The 20,348-nt window shown below is 58.0% G+C and carries 21 protein-coding genes; 11 read left to right on the top strand and 10 right to left on the bottom strand.

Annotated elements, in window-relative coordinates; translation table 11 throughout:
* Positions 1 to 23 precede the first annotated feature (23 nt).
* From HV127_RS00545 to hypA, 7 genes are all read right to left on the bottom strand, one after another.
* On the bottom strand, positions 24 to 452 hold the full coding sequence (locus HV127_RS00545) for a TOBE domain-containing protein (protein ID WP_182234422.1): 429 nt from the start codon (positions 450 to 452) through the stop codon (positions 24 to 26).
* A 38-nt stretch (positions 453 to 490) separates the two neighbouring features.
* Positions 491 to 2,563: a formate hydrogenlyase transcriptional activator FlhA gene (gene flhA, locus HV127_RS00540; protein WP_182234420.1), complete on the bottom strand. Its 2,073-nt coding sequence runs from the start codon at positions 2,561 to 2,563 to the stop codon at positions 491 to 493.
* A gap of 335 nt (positions 2,564 to 2,898) precedes the next feature.
* Complete coding sequence (gene hypE, locus HV127_RS00535; protein ID WP_182234418.1) at positions 2,899 to 3,909, bottom strand: hydrogenase expression/formation protein HypE; 1,011 nt, start codon at positions 3,907 to 3,909, stop codon at positions 2,899 to 2,901.
* The gene (hypD, locus tag HV127_RS00530) at positions 3,906 to 5,027 is read right to left on the bottom strand and encodes a hydrogenase formation protein HypD (protein ID WP_182234416.1); all 1,122 of its coding nucleotides are present in this window, start codon (positions 5,025 to 5,027) and stop codon (positions 3,906 to 3,908) included. Before hypD ends, hypE begins: the two co-directional genes overlap by 4 nt.
* A complete protein-coding gene (locus HV127_RS00525) occupies positions 5,027 to 5,299 on the bottom strand; it encodes a HypC/HybG/HupF family hydrogenase formation chaperone (RefSeq protein ID WP_181485173.1) in 273 nt (90 codons plus the stop codon). The genes hypD and HV127_RS00525 overlap by 1 nt, the downstream gene beginning before the upstream one ends.
* The gene (hypB, locus tag HV127_RS00520; RefSeq protein ID WP_182234414.1) at positions 5,290 to 6,162 is read right to left on the bottom strand and encodes a hydrogenase nickel incorporation protein HypB; all 873 of its coding nucleotides are present in this window, start codon (positions 6,160 to 6,162) and stop codon (positions 5,290 to 5,292) included. Before hypB ends, HV127_RS00525 begins: the two co-directional genes overlap by 10 nt.
* A 3-nt stretch (positions 6,163 to 6,165) precedes the next feature.
* Positions 6,166 to 6,516, bottom strand: coding sequence for a hydrogenase maturation nickel metallochaperone HypA (hypA, locus tag HV127_RS00515; protein WP_182234412.1), 351 nt, complete (start codon positions 6,514 to 6,516; stop codon positions 6,166 to 6,168).
* Positions 6,517 to 6,724: 208 nt separating this feature from the next.
* Here hypA and hycA point away from each other — a divergent pair, with 208 nt between their 5' ends.
* The 9 genes from hycA to hycI all read left to right on the top strand — a co-directional run bounded on the left by hycA (position 6,725) and on the right by hycI (position 14,691).
* Complete coding sequence (gene hycA, locus HV127_RS00510; protein WP_182234410.1) at positions 6,725 to 7,174, top strand: formate hydrogenlyase regulator HycA; 450 nt, start codon at positions 6,725 to 6,727, stop codon at positions 7,172 to 7,174.
* 82 nt (positions 7,175 to 7,256) lie between these two features.
* Positions 7,257 to 7,865 carry a 4Fe-4S dicluster domain-containing protein gene (locus tag HV127_RS00505; RefSeq protein WP_182234402.1) on the top strand — a complete coding sequence of 203 codons (609 nt, stop codon included), beginning with the start codon at positions 7,257 to 7,259 and terminating at the stop codon, positions 7,863 to 7,865.
* Complete coding sequence (hycC, locus tag HV127_RS00500; protein WP_182234400.1) at positions 7,862 to 9,688, top strand: formate hydrogenlyase subunit 3; 1,827 nt, start codon at positions 7,862 to 7,864, stop codon at positions 9,686 to 9,688. Before HV127_RS00505 ends, hycC begins: the two co-directional genes overlap by 4 nt.
* Before the next feature lie 2 nt (positions 9,689 to 9,690).
* Entirely contained in the window at positions 9,691 to 10,614 is a 924-nt protein-coding gene (locus HV127_RS00495; RefSeq protein WP_182234398.1) for a respiratory chain complex I subunit 1 family protein, read from the top strand.
* A gap of 17 nt (positions 10,615 to 10,631) precedes the next feature.
* Entirely contained in the window at positions 10,632 to 12,341 is a 1,710-nt protein-coding gene (hycE, locus tag HV127_RS00490) for a formate hydrogenlyase subunit HycE (protein WP_182234396.1), read from the top strand.
* 170 nt (positions 12,342 to 12,511) lie between these two features.
* Entirely contained in the window at positions 12,512 to 13,054 is a 543-nt protein-coding gene (locus tag HV127_RS00485) for a formate hydrogenlyase complex iron-sulfur subunit (RefSeq protein ID WP_139539505.1), read from the top strand.
* Positions 13,054 to 13,821 carry an NADH-quinone oxidoreductase subunit B family protein gene (locus HV127_RS00480; RefSeq protein ID WP_181485179.1) on the top strand — a complete coding sequence of 256 codons (768 nt, stop codon included), beginning with the start codon at positions 13,054 to 13,056 and terminating at the stop codon, positions 13,819 to 13,821. The genes HV127_RS00485 and HV127_RS00480 overlap by 1 nt, the downstream gene beginning before the upstream one ends.
* Positions 13,818 to 14,228 carry a formate hydrogenlyase maturation HycH family protein gene (locus HV127_RS00475; protein WP_182234386.1) on the top strand — a complete coding sequence of 137 codons (411 nt, stop codon included), beginning with the start codon at positions 13,818 to 13,820 and terminating at the stop codon, positions 14,226 to 14,228. Before HV127_RS00480 ends, HV127_RS00475 begins: the two co-directional genes overlap by 4 nt.
* Positions 14,221 to 14,691: a hydrogenase maturation peptidase HycI gene (gene hycI, locus HV127_RS00470; RefSeq protein WP_182234383.1), complete on the top strand. Its 471-nt coding sequence runs from the start codon at positions 14,221 to 14,223 to the stop codon at positions 14,689 to 14,691. The genes HV127_RS00475 and hycI overlap by 8 nt, the downstream gene beginning before the upstream one ends.
* Before the next feature lie 186 nt (positions 14,692 to 14,877).
* Here the strand turns inward: hycI and HV127_RS00465 are convergent, their stop codons facing one another.
* The 3 genes from HV127_RS00465 to ascF all read right to left on the bottom strand — a co-directional run bounded on the left by HV127_RS00465 (position 14,878) and on the right by ascF (position 18,417).
* On the bottom strand, positions 14,878 to 15,102 hold the full coding sequence (locus tag HV127_RS00465; RefSeq protein ID WP_182234381.1) for a SymE family type I addiction module toxin: 225 nt from the start codon (positions 15,100 to 15,102) through the stop codon (positions 14,878 to 14,880).
* Between the two features lie 421 nt (positions 15,103 to 15,523).
* Positions 15,524 to 16,948, bottom strand: coding sequence for a 6-phospho-beta-glucosidase (locus HV127_RS00460; protein WP_182234379.1), 1,425 nt, complete (start codon positions 16,946 to 16,948; stop codon positions 15,524 to 15,526).
* A gap of 26 nt (positions 16,949 to 16,974) precedes the next feature.
* Entirely contained in the window at positions 16,975 to 18,417 is a 1,443-nt protein-coding gene (gene ascF / locus HV127_RS00455; RefSeq protein WP_182234377.1) for a PTS cellobiose/arbutin/salicin transporter subunit IIBC, read from the bottom strand.
* 254 nt (positions 18,418 to 18,671) lie between these two features.
* On the opposite strand from ascF, the gene HV127_RS00450 reads away from it, so the two are divergent.
* Entirely contained in the window at positions 18,672 to 19,685 is a 1,014-nt protein-coding gene (locus HV127_RS00450) for a LacI family DNA-binding transcriptional regulator (RefSeq protein WP_182234375.1), read from the top strand.
* 134 nt (positions 19,686 to 19,819) lie between these two features.
* Complete coding sequence (gene hydN, locus HV127_RS00445; protein ID WP_182234373.1) at positions 19,820 to 20,347, top strand: electron transport protein HydN; 528 nt, start codon at positions 19,820 to 19,822, stop codon at positions 20,345 to 20,347.
* Position 20,348: the final 1 nt, after the last annotated feature.

Genomic DNA, 20,348 nt, shown 5'->3' with positions numbered 1-20,348 from the left:
TGAAACAGCATTTTGGATGTGGATTAAGCGCGGGTGGCGATAAGAATGGCGGAAGCCTTAACGAGCGCAATCACGCGGCTGCCCTGTGTCAGCTTCATCTCTTCCTGGCTTTCATTGGTGACGACGGCAATGATTTCAAAGCCCGCGTCGGCCTGAATATGTACGGTGGCGTTTACCGCGCCTTCAGTCACCCGGCTTACGCTACCGGCAAACTGGTTGCGGGCGGAGAACCTCAGACCGCAATCTTCCGTCGCCAGAGTGACCCACGGCGCTTTAATCAGCGCAATGGCTTCTTTACCGGTCGCCAGCCCCAGAGCTTCCTTACTGCTGTGGGTAACGATTGCCACCAGCTTTGCGCCGCCCGCTAACGTTAGTTCGATTTCATCGTTGACCGCGCCGGTTGCGACTGCGCTGACCGTGCCGGTGAGTTGGTTACGTGCTGATACCGCCATAACGCCTCCATTCAATGTGTTATTAATGACCCCAATGGTTATAGCAGATCGTCTTTGTTAATGCCCAGCCGTTTCATTCTTGAAAGCAATGTTGTGCGCTTTAACCCCAGCCGCTGGGCCGCGCCTTTCGGTCCGGCGACCACGCCATTGCTCTCTTTCAGTACCCGGATAATCAGCTGGTATTCATCTTCGCCGTCTTCCGGCAGCACTTCTGCGGCCAGCGGTTCCTGCTCGATACTCATTTCCGGCAGTGATAGTTGCAGCACGTTGCCGCGGGTCAGCAGCACCGCACGCTCAATGACGTTCTCCAGTTCGCGTACGTTACCCGGCCACTCCATGCGGCTGAGGGTGCGCAGGGTTTCTGCCGGAATGCTGTCAATATTACGTCCCAGACGACGGGCGATTTTAAAGGTGAAAGCTTTTACCAGCAGCGGGATATCGTCCGGGCGCTCGCGCAGCGGCGGCAGGTGGATCGGGAAGACGTTCAGGCGGTAGTAGAGATCGCTACGGAATTCGCGATCGGCGACCATCTGCTTAAGATCGCGGTTGGTCGCGGCGATCAGCCGCACGTCGGTGTGAATCAACTTATTGCTGCCGAGGCGCTCGAACTCCTGCTCCTGCAACACGCGCAGCAGCTTCGGCTGAAGCTCTACCGGCATGTCGCCCACTTCATCAAGGAACAGCGAGCTTTTATCCGCCAGTTCGAAGCGGCCGATGCGCTGGGCGCTGGCGCCGGTAAAGGCTCCGCGTTCGTGACCAAAGAGGTCGCTTTCCAGCAGCCCGGCGGGCATCGCTGCGCAGTTCATTTTGACCATCCGACGGCTATTGCGCCCGCTGAGGTTATGAATGGCGCGGGCAATCAGTTCTTTTCCGGTGCCGGTTTCGCCGAGGATCAGCACCGTGCTGTCGCTGTGCGCCACCATTTCGACCTGCTTGAGCACGCTGTTCATCGCTTCGCTGCGTCCGATGATTTCACCAAACTCGCTTTCAACGTTATTGAGCTGTTCGGTCAGGGCGAGGTTTTCATCGACCAGACGCTCCTTCAGACGCTGGATTTCGCGATAAGCGAGGGCGTTATCGACGGCAATCGATACGCGCTCGGCGATTTGCCGCAGCAGCTTAAGGTTGGTGGTGGTAAACACTTTCTCATCGCACTGCGCCAGCTTCAGCACGCCGAGCAGGGTATTGCCAGACATCAACGGCAGCAGGCACAGGGTCTGAATTTTGTTATCCCACATCTCGAAGAGCATTTTTTCGTACGGCGCCAGCGGGTCGTGTTCGTGCAGGTTGAGCAGCAGCATCTCTTTGCTCTTAAACACCCGCTCGGTCAGGGTGCCGGCCTCGTCCACTTCGCTCTGGTCGTGCACCGGATGGCTGGCGTCGAGATAGTGGGTGGAATAGATGTTGAGCTTGCCCTTGCGGTTGCTGCGCAGCACCACGCTGATGGCGTCGATGCGGAAGTAGCGGTGGATCTCTTTTGCCACTTCGCTGACCAGCTCGTCGATATCCAGCCGCGAGAGTACGGCGTTGGTGATCGCCACCAGAATACGGAAATTATCGCGCTCGTGGCACAGCAGGTCGTAGTCAACGTTATTGCTGACCCGGCTTTGGATCTGCTCGGTAACCACGGCGATGATTTGCGTAAAGGTATGCAGCCGCTGGTACTCTTTTTCTGTCCACGGACGGTTGTCGTCGCGAATAAACTCGCAGCCGCCGAAGATGCGGCCTTCTGCCGCCAGCGGCAGCAGGCAGTAGTAGCCAAAAGCGGGATAGAGTCCGCTTTTGGCGAGCTGCGGCCAGGTTTCGGCGAAGGTGGTGCTATCGCAATGCAGCGCGTCCGGGCGCGACAGCAGGCGTCGTACCGGGCCGTTAGCGAGGACGGTTTCATCTTCGTAGCTGACCGGATGGCCCGTGTCATCGCAGGCGTGGCGGATTGCGCGATGGTTACCCGCTTGCCACAGAATAATCGCCGCCCGGTCGGCGAGCGCGGATTGCTGCACCAGGCGGGTCAGCGTTTCGCTCAGCGCGGCCAGGTCCGGCTGCTGTAATAAAATACGGGTGATATCGAACAGACCCTGCTGCCCAAGATCGCCCATCGGTGTATACGACATTGCTTAAGTCCAAAAAGCACCACAACGCGGCGCAGAAGAAAGTGATGACACAAATAATAGTATGTTAATAAAGCGGTTGTTGCCGCTGTTAACCCATCCGTGGGTGCCCGATGGTTTGGGCTGGATAATGATGTTGTGAGCCAGACCGGTTTTCTCCTTCTCCCGGTGAGAGGCCGGGGTGAGGGCATCGGCGCGTATATTTCCCCTCACCCTAACCCTCTCCCCAAAAGGGGAGAGGGGATCGTTCCTCTGCGCTGGTCGGGCCGGTTTTCTCCCTCTCCCTATGGGAGAGGGCCGGGGTGAGGGGATTAATCCTCTGAGCTAAACGTCCCCCGTTAACAAATTCTCGGCAGCGGCTCGGCGTGGGGAAGGTCGAGCGTGCGCTTCACGCCGTACAGGCCAATGGATCGCACTCCCCGGCGCTCAACAACGTCGCCAATTATCGCCGCATCTCGCCCTAACGGGTGAGACCGTAAATGCGCAAGTACGCTTTCCGCCGCCTCGCGGGTGACGGCAATGACCAGCTTACCTTCATTGGCAAAATTTAGCGCGTCCAGCCCGAGCAGCTCGCACACGCCGCGCACGGTATCGTTAACCGGCAGCTTCTGTTCGTGCAGCTCAATCCCGCAGCCGCTGGCGGCGGCGAACTCATGGGCCACCGCGTTTACTCCGCCGCGGGTCGCATCGCGCAACGCTTTGACGCCAGGCACATCGCGTAGGGCCTGAATTAATGGCGTCAACACCGCGCAGTCGCTGGACAGCGCGCCGTCCAGCCCCATCTGCTCGCGCAGGTTGAGAATCGTCGCGCCATGATCGCCAAGCGTGCCGCTGACCAGCAGGACATCGCCGGCGCTAATCTGTTGCGCCCCCCAGCGAATACTGGTGGGGATGACGCCGATCCCGGCGGTGTTAATAAACAGCTTATCCGCCGCCCCGCGCGGTACCACTTTGGTATCGCCGGTGACAATAGCGATACCCGCTTCCCGCGCGGTCTGCGCCATGCTACTCACCACCGCTTCGAGAGTGGCCATCTCCAGCCCCTCTTCAAGAATAAATCCGCAGGAGAGATAGCGTGGGATCGCGCCGCTCACCGCCACATCGTTGGCGGTGCCGCAGACCGCCAGCTTGCCGATATTGCCGCCGGGGAAAAATAGCGGATCGATAACGTAGCTGTCGGTGGAGAAGGCGAGCCTGTCGCCCTGAGCGGTAAGCTGAGCGAGATCGAGACGCGCCTGATCCTCCTGCTCCGCCAGCCAGGGATTGGCGAAAGCCTGCATAAACAGGGAGCCGATCAGCTGTTGCATCGCCTGACCGCCGCTACCGTGGGCTAACTGGACGCTTTTCATGCTTCGATTTCCTGACTGCGATATTGATACCAGGCGGCACAGGCGCCTTCCGATGAGACCATCAGCGCGCCGAACGCGCTTTGCGGGTTGCAGGTATTGCCGAACAGCGGGCACTGATGAGGTTTACAACGACCGGTCAGCACCTCGCCGCAGCGGGCGCGCGGGTCGTCGCAAACGCGCTGCGGTGCCGGGCGAAAATGCGCCTCGGCGTCAAAGCGTTGATAAGCGGGCGTCAGACGCACGCCGGAATCGCTAATCACCCCCAGACCGCGCCACTCGCTGTCGCCGCTGAGGCAGAAAACGTCGGCGATGGCTGACTGCGCCAGCGGGTTGCCTTCATCGGGCACCACCCGGCGGTACTGGTTTTCCACCTCGCTGTGCCGCGCTATTGTCTGCTCAACCAGCATCACTGCGCCTTGCAGTAGATCAAGCGGTTCGAATCCTGCCACCACTAATGGACGATGATAGTCGCTGGCGATAAATCCGTAGGCTTCGGTACCGATGACCATGCTGACGTGCCCGGGGGCGAGAAAGGCGTCGATCCCGTTATCCGGCTGATCGAGCAGGCTGCGCAGGGTCGGCAGCAGGGTGATGTGCTGGCAGAAAAAGTAGAAGTTGGATACGCCGCGCTCGCGGGCCTGACGCAGGGTCAGAGCGGTGGCGGGCATGGTGGTTTCGAAGCCGAGACCAAAGAATACCACTTCACGCTCAGGGTTCTGCTGCGCCAGCTTCAGGGCATCCATTGGCGAATAGACAATCCGCACGTCTGCCCCGCGCGATTTTGCCTGCAGCAGCGAACCGTTTTTTCCCGGCACGCGCATGGCGTCGCCGAAGGTACAGAAAATCACCCCCGGGCGGCTGGCGATATCGATGCAGGCGTCGATGCGCCCCATCGGCAGCACGCATACCGGGCAGCCGGGGCCGTGAATAAACTCGATGTTTTCCGGCAGCAGCTGGTCGAGGCCAAACTTAAAAATGGCGTGAGTATGACCGCCGCACACTTCCATTATGCGCAGGGGACGTTCGGCGGTATGCGGCAACAGGTGCGCCCGCTGCTGGAGGTGCTCCACCAGCTGCATCACCTGTTCCGGGGCGCGGTATTCATCAACAAAACGCATTACCGCTCCTCGCCGTACAGCAGCGCACCGACGTCCGGCTCGACTTCAAACATATTTTGTAGCGCCTCCAGGGTGTCGCGGGCCTCGGCTTCATTAATGATGCTCATGGCGAAGCCGACGTGCACCAGCACCCACTGGCCCAGGCGCGGCTGGCCCTGGTCGTCGACCGCGCCGACTAAGGTGAGATCGACTTCGCGCTGAATGCCGCACACTTCGACCTTCGCCAGATTGCCGTCAATGGCGCAGATTTGTCCTGGAATGCCTATGCACATTGCTGCGCCTCCAGCCAGTTAAGCCACTGGTCCATGCCTTCGCCGCTGGCGGCGGAAAGCAGGATGATTTCAATATTCGGGTTCACCTCGCGGGCGCAGGCGAGGCACTGTTCAACGTCAAAGTTGAGATACGGCAGCAGGTCAACTTTGTTGAGCAGCATCAGGCTGGCGGCGGCGAACATGTGCGGGTACTTCAGTGGTTTGTCTTCGCCTTCGGTCACCGACAGCACCGCCACTTTATGGCGCTCGCCGAGGTCGAAGCTCGCCGGGCACACCAGGTTGCCGACGTTTTCGATAAATAGAATGCCGTTGTCGGCAAGCGGCAGGCGCGGGGCTGCGTCGGCAATCATCTGCGCGTCGAGGTGGCAACCCTTACCGGTGTTGACCTGAATCGCCGGGGTACCGGTGGTGCGAATGCGCGCGGCATCGTTCACCGTCTGCTGATCGCCTTCGATCACCGCGCAGGCAGTTTTCTCTTTCAGCCGCAGTAGGGTTTCGGTTAACAGGGTGGTTTTGCCGGAGCCGGGGCTGGAGACCAGGTTGAGCACCAGCTGGCCTTTGGCGGCGAAGCGCGCGCGGTTGCGGGCGGCCAGACGGTTGTTTTTATCCAGCACGTCGATTTCGACTTCTAACATCCGCCGCTGGCTCTGGCCCGGCGCATGGGTTCCCGCTTCGCCGTGACCGTAGTGCAGGTCGCCAGCCTCCGAGCGGGTGGGGGCGAAGTTATCGGTTTTGACGCCGGTAATGTTCATCATCGGGCGCGGGGCTGGCGCGAAGGGGGCGCTGCGAAACGCCGAATGCGGGTTATGTTCGTCGCCTTCTATATAAAGGTTGCCTTCGCCGCAGCCGCAGGTTGTACACATAATTTACTCCTGATCTACTTCTATTCGCTGAATCTGTAAGCCATCGTCCGCCACGATCTGTAGCTGGTCGCTCTGACACTGTGGGCAGCGGCGCACGTGCTGTGAGATAAGGTGCACGTACTGCTGGCAGGTTTCACACCAGCATTCAGCCTGTTGTTCGGCGATATGCAGTTCGCAGCCTTCCGCCAGCGTGCCGCGGCACACCAGTTCAAAGCAGAAGGTCAACGCGCTGGCTTCCACGCAGGAGAACGCCCCGACCTTCAACCACACGCCGGTGACCCGACGCGCGCCGGCCTGCTGCGCCTGCTGTTCGATAATTTCCAGCGCCCGCTGGCTAAGAGTGATTTCGTGCATGGTGCCTCCGTATCGCGATGGCCCATTAATGCAATAACGATGCCAGGTCATAGCTAATGTCGGATAAATGACGATGACAGCCGTCTGACATCGTCATCGACATGTCATTTTAACGGTTTGTTTATATTAAATCCTTTAAATATCAATTAATTAAAATTTGGCACGGAAAATGCTTAAACGGTGCATCTCATACAACGGGGGAGCCGGGATGACTATTTGGGAATTAAGTGAAAAGGCGGACTACATCGCCGATCGTCACCGCCAGCATCAGGAGCAGTGGCACACCTACTGCAACTCGCTGGTTCAGGGGATAACGCTGTCGAAAGCGCGTCTGCATCACTCCATGAGCTGTGCGCCGGACAAAGAGCTGTGCTTCGTCCTGTTTGGCCATTTTCAGGTCTACGTCGCGCTGGCAGAAGGCTTTAACAGCCATACCATTGAATATTACGTCGAAACCAAAACGGGTGACGATAAGCGCTTGATTGCGCAGGCAACGCTGGGTTCAGACGGCACCATTGATGGCCGTATTAGCAACCGCGACCGCGAGCAGGTTCTCGAGCACTATCTGGCGGCCATCGCCACCGTGTATGACCGCCTGTATGAAGCTATGGAACAAGGCCTGCCGGTGGATTTAAACCACCTGACGCAGGCCCGTTAATCGTCAGGTGTCGACAAGTGTCGAAGCTGACACCTGCGCAACCTGTTTTCGTCAAAAATGACTTTCACCCGAGGATGACCCGGTGAACCGTTTTGTAATTGCTGACTCCACCGTCTGTATCGGCTGTCGCACCTGCGAAGCCGCCTGCGCTGAGACTCACCGCCAGCAGGGACTGCAATCTATGCCCCGGCTGCAATTAATGCGCAATGAAAAAGAATCCGCGCCGCAGATGTGCCACCACTGCGAAGACGCCCCCTGCGCCGCCGTCTGCCCGGTTAATGCGATTAATCGCGTCGATGGCGCGGTGCAACTCAACGAGAGCCTGTGCGTAAGCTGCAAATTGTGCGGCATCGCCTGTCCGTTCGGCGCGATTGAGTTTTCCGGCAGCCGTCCGCTGGATATTCCGGCCAACGCCAATACGCCGCTGGCACCCTCTGCGCCACCGGCCCCAGCCCGCGTCAGTTCGCTGCTCGACTGGGTACCCGGCGTGCGCGCTATCGCCGTCAAATGCGACCTGTGTTACTTCGACGACCAGGGGCCGGCGTGCGTGCGTACCTGCCCGACCAAAGCGCTGCTGCTGGTGGATATCCGCGACATCGCCCAGGCCAGCAAGCGTAAGCGACAGCTGACTTTTAATACCGACCTCGGCGATCTGTCGCTGTTTCAGGCGCAACAAGGGGACGTGAAATGAGTGTGATTTCATTAGTGAATCAGGCGGTGGTCTGGTACGCCGCCAGCGCGGTGCTGGCATTTCTGTTCACCATGCGTAAACCGCTGAGCGGGGCGATTGCCGGGATTGGCGGTGCAGTCGCCAGCGTAATGCTGGTGCTGGCGGGCGGAACGGCGCTACTGATGCCGGAACGCATCAGCGGCGGCATGTTGCAGATGCTGCATTTGACCATGCGGGTTGGCGGCGTTAACGCGCTGTGGCTGCTGGCGATTGGCTTGTCGGCGCTGCCGATTTCACTGTTCAATATTTCCTGGCATCGCCATCCGCAGGTCAAAGCGAACGGCCTGCTGGTGAACCTGTTGCTGGCCGCTGCGACCTGCGCGGTGGTGGTGACGAACTTCGGCGCGCTGGTGGTGATGGCGGAGATTATGGCGCTCTGCGCAGCCTTTCTTACCGGCTGCGCGCAGTCCGGCAAGCTGTGGTTTGCGCTGGGACGTCTCGGCACGCTGCTGATGGCATGGAGCTGCTGGCTGGTGTGGTCGTTCTACGGCACCCTTGAGCTGGCGCAGATTACCCAACTGGCGATGGAAGCGCCGCAAAACGCGCTGCTGTGGTTGCCGGGTCTGGTGGGTTTTGCGCTGCTGGCCGGGGTTATCCCGCTGCACGGCTGGGCACCGCAGGCCCACGCGGGCGCGAGCGCTCCGGCTGCCGCGCTGTTCTCGACGGTGGTGATGAAGGTCGGTCTCTACGGCATCCTGACGGTGTCGCTGGCCGGAAGCGTACCGCCGCTGTGGTGGGGCGTAATGCTGCTGGTGCTGGGGATGATCACCGCGTTTATCGGCGGGTTGTACGCGCTGATGGAGCACAATATTCAGCGCCTGCTGGCGTACCACACCCTGGAAAACATCGGCATTATCCTGCTCGGCCTCGGGGCGTTCGTCACCGGCGTCGCTACCCATAACCCGACCCTGATGGTGCTGGGATTTATCGGCGGCATGTATCACCTGATCAACCATAGCCTGTTTAAAACCACGTTGTTTCTCGGCGCGGGGGCTGTGTGGTTCCGTACTGGCCATCGCGATATCGAGAAGCTCGGTGGGATCGGCAAAAAAATGCCGCTGATTTCGCTCTCCATGCTGGTGGGGCTGATGGCGATGGCCGCGCTGCCGCCGCTGAACGGTTTTGCCGGGGAGTGGGTTATCTATCAATCCTTCTTCAAGCTAAGCACCGGGGATGCCTTTATTGGTCGTCTGCTGGGGCCGCTGCTGGCGGTGGGCCTGGCGATTACCGGCGCGCTGGCGGTGATGTGTATGGCGAAAGTCTACGGCGTCACCTTCCTTGGCGCACCGCGCAGCAAAGAGGCGGAAAATGCCACCTGCGCGCCGTGGCTGATGACCTTTAGCGTGGTGCTGGCTGCGGTCTGCTGCGTGATTGGCGGGATTGCCGCGCCGTGGCTGCTGCCGCTGGTGAGCGGGGCGTTCCCGGTTCAGGCGGAAGTTTCCAGCGTTGTCTCCCAGCCGCTGATCGCCATTCTGCTGATTGCCTGCCCGCTGCTGCCGCTGCCGCTGATGATCTTCTTCAAAGGCGACCGCCTGCCAGCGCGCTCTCGCGGCGCGGCCTGGGTCTGCGGCTACGACCATGAAAAATCAATGGTCATCACCGCCCACGGTTTCGCCATGCCGGTGAAAGAAGCCTTTGCGCCGATGCTGAAGCTGCGCCACTGGCTGAATCCGGTGCGCCTGGTCCCCGGCTGGCAGAGCGCTTCTGCACCCGCGCTGTTTCGCGGCGTGGCGCTGGTTGAGCTGGCGGTGCTGGTGGTGATTGTGATTTCGCGAGGAGCCTGAGAATGAGCGTATTAATTGCATTGTTGCAGGCGCTGGTGTTGTTTGCCGCCGCGCCGCTGTTGTCCGGGATTACCCGCGTTGCGCGCGCGCGTCTGCATAACCGCCGTGGTCCCGGCGTGTTGCAGGAGTATCGCGACATCATCAAACTGCTGGGCCGTCAGAGCATTGGCCCTGATGCCTCCGGCTGGGTGTTCCGCCTGACGCCATACGTGATGGTCGGCGTGATGCTGACCATCGCCACCGCGCTGCCGGTGGTCACCGTTGACTCGCCAATGACGGGGTTGGGTGACCTGATTACCCTGATCTACCTGTTCGCTATCGCCCGCTTCTTCTTTGCCATTTCCGGCCTGGATACCGGCAGCCCGTTTACCGCTATCGGGGCCAGCCGTGAGGCGATGCTCGGCGTGCTGGTGGAGCCGATTCTGCTGCTCGGCCTGTGGGTTGCGGCGCAGGTCGCGGGTTCCACCCATATCAGCAGCATCACCGACACCATTTACCACTGGCCTGCCGCGCGCAGTATTCCGCTGGTTCTGGCGCTGTGCGCCTGCGCCTTCGCCACCTTTATCGAAATGGGCAAGCTGCCGTTCGACCTGGCAGAAGCGGAGCAGGAGCTTCAGGAAGGCCCGCTCTCAGAATACAGCGGAAGCGGCTTCGGCGTGCTGAAGTGGGGCATCAGCCTTAAACAGCTGGTGGTGTTGCAGATGTTTGTCGGCGTGTTTATCCCGTGGGGGCAGATGACCAGTTTTAGCGTCGGCGGTCTGCTGCTGGCGTTGGTGGTTGCCGTCGTCAAGCTGGTGGCTGGCGTACTGATTATCGCCCTGTTCGAAAACAGCATGGCGCGTCTGCGCCTGGATATCACCGGGCGCATTACCTGGACCGGGTTCGGTTTAGCCTTTTTAGCCTTCGTCTCCTTGCTGGTGGCGTGATTTAAGAGAGTTTGAGCATGTCTGAAGAAAAAATCGGTCAACACTATCTCGCCGCACTGCATCAGGCCTTTCCGGGCGTGGTGCTGGATGAAGCCTGGCAGACCAAAGACCAGCTTACCGTGACGGTGAAGGTCAACTATTTACCGGAAGTGGTCGAGTTCCTTTACTACAAGCAGGGCGGCTGGCTGTCGGTGCTGTTTGGCAACGACGAACGCAAGCTGAACGGCCACTACGCCGTCTACTACGTGCTGTCGATGGAGCAGGGGACGAAGTGCTGGATCACCGTGCGCGTGGAAGTGGATGCCAATAAGCCGGAATATCCGTCCGTCACGCCGCGCGTGCCCGCTGCCGTTTGGGGCGAGCGCGAAGTGCGCGATATGTACGGCCTGGTGCCGGTAGGGCTGCCGGACGAACGTCGCCTGGTGCTGCCGGACGATTGGCCGGATGAGCTGTATCCGCTGCGCAAAGACAGCATGGATTACCGTCAGCGCCCGGCACCGACCACCGATGCTGAAACCTATGAATTCATTAATGAACTGGGTACGAAAAAGAACAACGTGGTGCCGATTGGCCCGCTGCACGTGACTTCCGATGAACCGGGCCACTTCCGCCTGTTCGTTGACGGCGAAAATATTATCGACGCCGACTATCGCCTGTTCTACGTCCATCGCGGGATGGAAAAGCTGGCGGAAACCCGCATGGGCTACAACGAAGTCACCTTCCTGTCGGATCGCGTGTGCGGCATCTGCGGCTTTGCCCACAGTACCGCCTACACCACCTCCGTCGAGAACGCGATGGGCATCGTGGTGCCGGAACGCGCGCAGATGATCCGCGCTATTCTGCTGGAAGTTGAGCGTCTGCACTCGCACCTGCTCAACCTCGGCCTGGCCTGCCACTTCACCGGCTTCGATTCCGGGTTTATGCAGTTCTTCCGCGTTCGCGAAACGTCGATGAAGATGGCGGAAATTCTCACCGGGGCGCGCAAAACCTACGGCCTGAACCTGATTGGCGGCATCCGTCGCGACCTGCTGAAAGAGGACATGATCCAGACCCGTCAGCTGGCGCAGCAGATGCGCCGCGACGTGCAGGAGCTGGTGGATATGCTGCTCAGCACGCCGAATATGGAACAGCGCACTGTGGGCATTGGTCGTCTCGACCCGCAGATCGCCCGCGACTTCAGCAACGTCGGCCCGATGGTGCGTGCCAGCGGTCATGCCCGCGACACCCGCGCCGATCACCCGTTTGTCGGTTACGGCCTGCTGCCGATGGAAGTGCACAGCGAGCAGGGCTGCGACGTGATTTCGCGCCTGAAGGTGCGCATCAACGAAGTCTATACCGCGCTAAACATGATCGACTTCGGCCTCGATAACTTGCCGGGCGGCCCACTAGCGGTAGAAGGTTTCACCTATATTCCGCACCGCTTCGCGCTGGGTTTCTCGGAAGCGCCGCGCGGGGATGATATCCACTGGAGCATGACCGGCGACAACCAGAAGCTATACCGCTGGCGCTGCCGGGCGGCGACCTACGCCAACTGGCCGACTCTGCGCTATATGCTGCGCGGCAACACCGTGTCCGATGCGCCGCTGATTATCGGTAGCCTCGACCCTTGCTACTCCTGTACTGACCGCATGACCGTGGTCGATGTGCGCAAGAAGAAGAGCAAAGTGGTGCCGTACAAAGAGCTGGAGCGCTACAGCATCGAGCGTAAGAACTCGCCGCTGAAATAATTGAGCCATTGCGTGGGGTTTTCCGACCCTCACCCTCTCCCTGGGAGGATGAGGGGACAGATTGGCGCTGTGGGCAAGTCCGAACGCCGTCTGTACTTCTCCCTCTCCCTTTGGGAAGAGGGCCGGGGTGAGGGTAAAAACACCGCACGTAAGCTGGGAGCAACTAATTAATGTTTACCTTTATTAAAAAAGTTATTAAGACCGGCACCGCGACGCATTCATACCCGCTGGAGCCGATGCCGGTGGATAAAAATTTCCGCGGCAAGCCGGAGCACAATCCGCAGCAGTGCATTGGTTGTGCGGCCTGCGTTAACGCCTGCCCATCGAACGCCTTGACGGTCGAGACCGATCTGAGCACCAACCAGCTGGCGTGGCAGTTCAACCTTGGGCGCTGCATTTTCTGCGGACGCTGTGAAGAAGTTTGCCCGACGGCGGCAATCAAGCTCTCTCAGGAGTACGAGCTGGCGGTGTGGAAGAAAGAGGATTTTCTCCAGCAATCGCGTTTCGACATCTGCCACTGCCGGGTGTGCGAACGTCCGTTCGCCGTGCAAAAAGAGATCGACTACGCCATCGCGCTGCTTAAGCACAACGGCGACACCCGTGCCGAGCTGCATCGCGAAAGCTTTGAGACCTGCCCGGAGTGCAAACGCCAGAAATGTCTGGTGCCGTCCGATCGTATTGAACTGACTCGCCATATGAGAGAGGCCAGCTGATGAGCAATTTATTAGGCCCGCGCGACGACAACGGCATCCCGGTGCCGATGACGGTGGATGAATCCATCGCCAGCATGAAAACCGCGTTGCTGAAGAAAATTAAGCGCTCCGCCTACGTCTACCGCGTGGACTGCGGCGGCTGTAACGGCTGCGAAATCGAGATTTTTGCCACCCTGTCGCCGCTGTTTGATGCCGAGCGTTTTGGGATCAAAGTGGTCCCTTCGCCGCGACATGCCGATATTCTGCTGTTCACCGGAGCGGTGACCCGCGCGATGCGTTCGCCTGCATTACGCGCCTGGCAGTCTGCGCCGGACCCGAAAATTTGTATCTCGTACGGCGCATGCGGCAACAGCGGCGGCATCTTCCATGACCTCTACTGCGTGTGGGGCGGGACCGACAAAATCGTGCCGGTAGATGTTTATATTCCCGGCTGCCCGCCGACGCCAGCCGCGACGCTGTACGGCTTTGCCATGGCGCTGGGCCTGCTGGAGCAGAAAATCCACGCTCGTCTGCCTGGCGAACAGGACGAACAAGCGGCTGAGATTCTTCACCCGGACATGGTGCAGCCGCTGCGCGTACGTATCGACCGCGAAGCGCGCCGCCTGGCGGGCTATCGCTACGGCCGCCAGATTGCCGACGACTATATGCGCCTGCTCGGACAGGGCGATAATCAGGTGGTGCGCTGGCTGGAGGCGGAGAAAGATCCGCGTCTGACCGAGATCGTCACCCATCTTAACCTGGTGGTAGAGGGAGCGCGTATCCGATGAGCGAGACGGTGGTGTTCAGTCAACTGAGCCGTAAATTTATTGATGAGAACGATGCCACGCCCGATCAGGCGCAGCAGGTGGTCTATTACAGCCTGGCGATTGGCCACCACCTCGGCGTGATCGACTGCCTGGAGGCGGCACTGAGCTGTCCGTGGGAGGCGTATCTGGCGTGGATTGCCACCCTCGAAGAGGGCAGCACCGCGCGGCGCAAAATGGAAGGTGTGCCGAAATATGGCGAGATTGTTATCGACAGCAATCACGTGGCCATGCTCGCCAACGCTTTCGATAAAGCGCAGGCCGGGCAGACCCCCGAGCAGCAGGCGTGGAGCAAAATTATGCTCAGCATGCTGCATGATATTCACCAGGAAAGCGCCATCTACCTGATGGTGAGGAGGCTCCGTGACTGATGTTTTACTTTGTGTCGGCAACAGCATGATGGGTGACGACGGCGCAGGCCCGCTGCTGGCGGAGATGTGCACCGCTAATCCGGTTGGCGATTGGGTAGTGATTGACGGCGGCAGCGCCCCGGAAAACGATATCGTCGCTATTCGTGAACTGCGCCCCGACCGGCTGCTGATCGTCGATGCCACCGATATGGGGCTGAACCCAGGTGAAATCCGCATCGTCGACCCGGACGATATCGCCGAGATGTTTATGATGACCACCCACAATATGCCGCTTAACTATCTTATCGATCAGCTGAAAGAGGATATCGGCGAGGTGATCTTCTTAGGTATTCAGCCGGATATCGTCGGCTTCTACTATCCAATGACCCAGCCGATTAAGGATGCGGTCGAGGTGGTGTATCAGAGACTTAACGGCTGGCAGGGGAGCGGTGGGTTTTCGCAGCTGGAGGTGGCGGAAGAGTAAGGTTAATGTCGGAGAGCCGATACTCTCCGGCAAGATTCGCTTCAAAAGGCATGGCTGGTAAATATTAATGAAACCGCCATAGCTGGTTTGTTTTGGAAACAGAAATACATCGTTATTTTTATTTATGTGAAACTAACATTAATACGCTGACGCTTTATCTTAATAAAAAAAGCGTCGCGGAATGTATTAGTCATTAACCTGCTCGATAATTAACTTCCCTTGCATCACCAATACTTTTACCGTCGTACCTATAGGAAATCCCGCCGCTTCCAGCCAGTCGCCATTGAGATTCAACGATGAATGCTGCTGACCGCGTTGGCTTTGCCGGGTTTTGCGCCTGATATAACCCACTTTTAAATGACGAAAGGGCCTGGTAATAAGCGACTCCGTTTTATTGTTTTCTTCTGTCATGGTTTTCTCCATATTTTATTTATTTGTCGCTGGGCAAGCGATATGTTGTGAAACTCTATTTTGCGTTTAAAAACTACTGAATAAAATGCCAGTAAAAAAACAGAATGGCAAACCTGAAACTGGAAGCAAGCTCGACAAAATAAAATGCAAAAAATGAAACTGGAAATATTAGGTTATGGCTAACTCGAATAAGATTTTTTAGGTTGTTTTATTCAGGGTAATAATAGTGACGTGAAATGGGTCGTGTAAAATATTCTGTATGGAATATTGGGGCTGCTGGGTGCCATTCCCGGAGGCGATGCTGCACATCTGTTCGGGCTACCGGCCCGCAGACGTTGATGAACAAGCGCAGCGCGAGCCGGGAAAATTTCCGTGTTGCAGGTGTTTGTGAGGCTGAGGATCCCTCAGCCTGTGGGGCAAACTACGCCAAATCTTCTCCGTTGCTGGCTATTACCTTTTTATACCACCAGAACGATTTTTTGCGTTTGCGCGCCAGAGTGCCGTGGCCTGCGTCGTCGCGGTCAACGTAGACAAAGCCGTAGCGCTTACTCATCTCACCGGTAGAAGCGGAAACCAGATCGATGCAGCCCCAACTGGTGTAGCCCATCACCGGAATGCCGTCTTCGATGGCGTCGCCCATCGCTTTAATATGCTCGCGCAGATAGCTAATGCGATAGTCGTCGTTAATCTCGCCGTTGGCGTCAATCTCATCGCGCGCGCCGAGGCCGTTCTCTACCAAAAAAAGCGGTTTCTGATAGCGGTCATACATCATATTCATGGTGATGCGCAGGCCGAGCGGGTCGATACCCCAGCCCCATTCGCTGGCCTGAATATGCGGGTTCTTCAGCGACTTAACGATATTGGCGGCATTGGTGTTATTTGCGTTCATCTCCGCCGAGGCGCAACGCGAGGCGTAGTAGCTAAAAGAGACGAAATCGACGGTATTTTGCAGGATTTCATCATCACCCGCTTCTTTCACAACCGTCACGCCTTTCTCGCGAAATACCCGTGCGGCCCATACCGGATACGCACCGCGCGCCTGCACATCGATAAAGAACAGATTCTCGCGGTCTTTCTCTAACGCCATCCACACGTCTTGCGGCTTACAGGAGTAAGGATAGAAATTGCCGCCCGCCAGCATACAGCCGACCTGATTTTGCGGGTTTACCTCATGGGCGATTTTGGTGGCTAAGGCGCTGGCTATCAGTTCATGATGCGCGGCCTGGTATTTCACCTGATCCTGATTCTCGCCCTCTTCAAACACCAGCCCGGCTCCGGAGAACGGGCTATGCAGCATAATATTGATTTCATTGAAGGTGAGCCAGTATTTCACTAAACCATCAAAAGCTTCAAAGCAGGTGCGGGCATAGCGGGTGAAAAATTCCACCATTTTACGATTGCGCCAGGAGCCGTATTCCGTCACCAGATGCATCGGCACGTCGAAATGGCACAGCGTGACCAGCGGCTCGATATGGTGCTTTTTGCACTCCTCGAACAGCGAACGGTAGAAGGCGATCCCTTCCTGATTTGGTTCTTGTTCATCACCTTTTGGAAACAGGCGGCTCCAGGCGATAGAGGTGCGAAACACGCTAAAACCCATCTCCGCCATCAGGGCGATATCTTCTTTATAACGATGATAAAAATCGATGGCCTCGTGGCTCGGGTAAAATTCATCGTCGCGCAGCTCAAAACGCTTCTCCAGCCCCAGCTTGACCGGCAGGCGGTGAGCACCGTGGGGAATGGTATCGACGGTGGTCAGCCCTTTGCCGCCCTCCAGATATGCCCCTTCGGACTGGTTGGCGGCCAGTGCGCCGCCCCATAAAAATCCCTGTGGAAAAGTCGCCATGTGTTACCTCATTATCAAAATTGTGTTCAGGCGTGTGATGTTTGAGCCGTGGCCTGGCGTTGTCTGGCGTCAGCAGCGGCCTCTTCAACTGGAATATCTTCAAAGCCGAGCAGCAGGGTCAGGACAAACGACAGCACTACCGCCAGCGCCATGACGCCAAAGACCCAGACGATAGTCATCGGATTAGCCGGGTCGAAGAACTGGACGCTGGTAAAGAGGCCCGGCGCCGCCATCGAGTGGCTGGCGAGCCCGGCAATCCCGGCCACCGCGCCGCAGATAAAGCCGCTGATCAGGCTGGCAATCAGCGGTCGCTTCAGGCGCACCGCTACGCCGTACAGCGCGGGTTCGGAAATCCCCGCCAGAATGGCAGAAGCCGCGGCCGCCAGCGCCGTCTGGCGCAATTCCGGGTTTTTGGTTTTCCACGCCACCGCCAGCGATGAGCCACCCAGCGACAGGTTCGCGCCGATTTCAGACGGCATGACCATGCCCTCTTTGCCGGTTTCGGCAATGGTTTGAATGATAGTCGGGGTAAAGACGCGGTGCATTCCGGTCATCACCAGCAGTGGCCACAGTGCGCCCATAATCGCCACCGACAGCCAGCCCAGGTAGCTATGAATGGTATAAACCAGCGCGGAAATGGCGCTACCAATCCAGATGCCGAGCGGGCCAATCAGCAGAATCGACAGCGGGGCGGCAATTAGTACGATCAGCATCGGCTTAAGGAAGTTTTTGGTGACCGCCGGGGTGATACGGTCGACCCAGCGTTCGATATAAGAGAGACACCAAGTCATCACCAGCGCCGGGATCACGGTATAGGTGTATTTCACCGCCGTCACCGGAATAAAGGCGAACTCAACGTGTTCGCCCTGGGCGGCTTTCGCCATCAGTTCGATAAAGCTCGGGTGCACCAGCACCCCGGCAATTGCAATCGCCAGCGACATATTGGTTTTGAATTTCACCGCCGCGGAAGCTGCCACCATTAGTGGCAGGAAGAAGAACGCGCCGTCGCCGATTACCGTCAAAATGGTCAGCGTTGGCGCCCCTTTGGGCAGCACGCCGGTCATCTCGAGGATCATCGCCAGCAGCTTAACCATCGATCCGCCGATAATCGCCGGGATCAGCGGCGACATGGTGCCGATCAGCGCATCAAGGATCCCCGCTCCGATGCGTTTTAAGGTGATAGGCGGTTTCCCCTGCGGTTCGGCAGGGCGCAGATCCCCCGGTAGCAGGGCCACCACCTCGCGATACGCCTGGGAGACGGTATTACCGATGATCACCTGACACTGGTTGTCGCTACGCACCACGCCGAGTACGCCTTTTAGCCCTTTCAAAGTGGCGCTATCAACCTGCTCGCTGTCTTTGACCACGAAACGCAGGCGCGTCATACAGTGGGTAACGGCGGCGACGTTATCTACGCCACCTATCGCCGTAATGATCTGCTGCGCCAGGGCTGCATAATTTTTAGACATCGGATTTTATCCTGTTTATCAATGGGGTACTGGCTTGTCATCGCGCCGTAAACGGAGCGGTATCATGCATACATAGGAAACCGGTTCCACATAATCATCAATAGTTTCATTTGTAGTTACAAGATATAAAAAATTAAGATCTGAATTTTGTGATTTTGATCGCTTTGTCAGCAAAGGGAGAGATGTGTGCAAATGCTGAAAAAGCGCCGCGCGTGCAGTACACTGCGGGCAACATTGGCAACAGGAATAACCACATGGCAACAATGCTGGAGGTCGCGAAGCGCGCGGGGGTGTCGAAAGCCACCGTTTCGCGGGTGCTGTCGGGGAACGGCTATGTCAGTCAGGAGACCAAAGACCGCGTGTTCCAGGCGGTGGCTGAAAGCGGCTATCGGCCTAATCTGCTGGCGCGTAACCTGGCGACCAAAAAGACGCAGACCCTTGGGCTGGTGGTGACCAATACCCTCTATCACGGCGTCTACTTCAGCGAGTTGCTCTATCACGTGGCGCGGATGACCGAAGACAAAGGGCGGCAGCTGATCCTCGCCGACGGCAAACACAGCGCGGAGGAAGAGCGCGAGGCGATTCAGTATCTGCTCGACCTGCGCTGCGACGCGATTATTATCTATCCGCGCTTTCTTAGCGTTGATGAGATGGATGAGATTATCGAGAGCCATGAGCAGCCGATTATGGTGCTCAACCGCCGCCTGCGCCGCAACGCCAGCCATTGCGTCTGGTCCGATCAAAAGGCCTCAGCGATGATGACGGTGGAAAAGCTCATTGAACTGGGTCATCGCGACATCGCCTTTATTACCGGTTCGCTGGATTCGCCAACCGGCGTTGAGCGTCTCTCGGGCTATAAAGATGCGTTGTCTCGCCACGGCATCGACCTGAACAACGATTTGATTGTTGAAGGAAGGTGGACGCCGGAAACCGGTGCCGCCGGGGTGGAGACGCTGCGCCAGCGTAACGCCCGCTACAGCGCGCTGGTGGCGAGCAACGACGATATGGCGATCGGTGCGATGAAGCAGCTGCATCTGCACGGTGTTAAGGTGCCGGAGCAGGTATCGGTAGTCGGTTTTGATGATATCGTACTGGCTCCCTATATGGTGCCATCGCTCTCCAGCGTGAAAGTACCGGTCACGGAGATGATCAAAGAGAGCATTAACCGGCTGATTTTTATGCTCGACGGCGGTGATTTAAAATATCAGCAAACCTTCTCCGGTGAGCTGATTGAACGCGACTCGATGGTTCCCGGCCCGCATGCCTGACGTCGTCATCTGTCATCGTCAGTTGTGACGATGACACTGTTCCTGTTATTTATTCCCTTTATTATCAATGCAATAAAAATTGGAACGTATTATGCATACTCCGGCGCATAACCTTCTTACAGCTGGAGAAATGGATGAACCGTTTCATTATCGCCGACGCGAGCAAATGCATCGGCTGCCGCACCTGTGAAGTGGCCTGCGTGGTCTCTCATCAGGAACATCAGGACTGCGCCGCGCTGACGCCAAAAAACTTTTTACCGCGTATTCACGTGATTAAAGGCGTCAATGTGTCGACGGCCACCGCCTGTCGTCAGTGCGAAGACGCGCCGTGCGCTAACGTCTGCCCGAACGGCGCAATCAGCCGCGAAAAGGGTTTTGTCCACGTGATGCAGGAGCGCTGTATTGGCTGTAAAACCTGCGTGGTGGCCTGCCCGTATGGCGCGATGGAAGTGGTAGTGCGCCCGGTTATCCGCAACAGCGGCGCGGGTCTGAACGTGCTGGCGGAAAAAGCCGAAGCTAATAAGTGCGACCTGTGCTATCACCGCGACGAAGGCCCGGCCTGTATGGATGCCTGCCCAACTCACGCGCTGATTTGCGTCGACCGCAACAAACTCGAACAGATGAATATCGAAAAACGCCGCCGCACGGCGCTGGCCTGGTAAT

Source organism: Klebsiella sp. RHBSTW-00215 (assembly GCF_014103785.1).
GTDB lineage: Bacteria > Pseudomonadota > Gammaproteobacteria > Enterobacterales > Enterobacteriaceae > Klebsiella.
Note: the sequence above shows the minus strand (reverse complement) of the source record. Positions and strands in the feature narration are given on the sequence as shown.

Excerpts from the sequence above, each read along its gene's own strand:
- hydN (WP_182234373.1), top strand. The coding sequence starts at position 19,820 with ATGAACCGTTTCATTATCGCCGACGCGAGCAAATGCATCGGCTGCCGC.
- HV127_RS00525 (WP_181485173.1), bottom strand. The coding sequence starts at position 5,299 with ATGTGCATAGGCATTCCAGGACAAATCTGCGCCATTGACGGCAATCTG.
- HV127_RS00475 (WP_182234386.1), top strand. The coding sequence starts at position 13,818 with ATGAGCGAGACGGTGGTGTTCAGTCAACTGAGCCGTAAATTTATTGAT.
- hypA (WP_182234412.1), bottom strand. The coding sequence starts at position 6,516 with ATGCACGAAATCACTCTTAGCCAGCGGGCGCTGGAAATTATCGAACAG.
- HV127_RS00465 (WP_182234381.1), bottom strand. The coding sequence starts at position 15,102 with ATGACAGAAGAAAACAATAAAACGGAGTCGCTTATTACCAGGCCCTTT.
- HV127_RS00480 (WP_181485179.1), top strand. The coding sequence starts at position 13,054 with ATGAGCAATTTATTAGGCCCGCGCGACGACAACGGCATCCCGGTGCCG.
- HV127_RS00545 (WP_182234422.1), bottom strand. The coding sequence starts at position 452 with ATGGCGGTATCAGCACGTAACCAACTCACCGGCACGGTCAGCGCAGTC.
- hycA (WP_182234410.1), top strand. The coding sequence starts at position 6,725 with ATGACTATTTGGGAATTAAGTGAAAAGGCGGACTACATCGCCGATCGT.
- hycE (WP_182234396.1), top strand. The coding sequence starts at position 10,632 with ATGTCTGAAGAAAAAATCGGTCAACACTATCTCGCCGCACTGCATCAG.
- HV127_RS00495 (WP_182234398.1), top strand. The coding sequence starts at position 9,691 with ATGAGCGTATTAATTGCATTGTTGCAGGCGCTGGTGTTGTTTGCCGCC.
- HV127_RS00485 (WP_139539505.1), top strand. The coding sequence starts at position 12,512 with ATGTTTACCTTTATTAAAAAAGTTATTAAGACCGGCACCGCGACGCAT.
- flhA (WP_182234420.1), bottom strand. The coding sequence starts at position 2,563 with ATGTCGTATACACCGATGGGCGATCTTGGGCAGCAGGGTCTGTTCGAT.
- ascF (WP_182234377.1), bottom strand. The coding sequence starts at position 18,417 with ATGTCTAAAAATTATGCAGCCCTGGCGCAGCAGATCATTACGGCGATA.
- HV127_RS00450 (WP_182234375.1), top strand. The coding sequence starts at position 18,672 with ATGGCAACAATGCTGGAGGTCGCGAAGCGCGCGGGGGTGTCGAAAGCC.
- HV127_RS00460 (WP_182234379.1), bottom strand. The coding sequence starts at position 16,948 with ATGGCGACTTTTCCACAGGGATTTTTATGGGGCGGCGCACTGGCCGCC.
- hypD (WP_182234416.1), bottom strand. The coding sequence starts at position 5,027 with ATGCGTTTTGTTGATGAATACCGCGCCCCGGAACAGGTGATGCAGCTG.
- hypE (WP_182234418.1), bottom strand. The coding sequence starts at position 3,909 with ATGAAAAGCGTCCAGTTAGCCCACGGTAGCGGCGGTCAGGCGATGCAA.
- hypB (WP_182234414.1), bottom strand. The coding sequence starts at position 6,162 with ATGTGTACAACCTGCGGCTGCGGCGAAGGCAACCTTTATATAGAAGGC.
- hycC (WP_182234400.1), top strand. The coding sequence starts at position 7,862 with ATGAGTGTGATTTCATTAGTGAATCAGGCGGTGGTCTGGTACGCCGCC.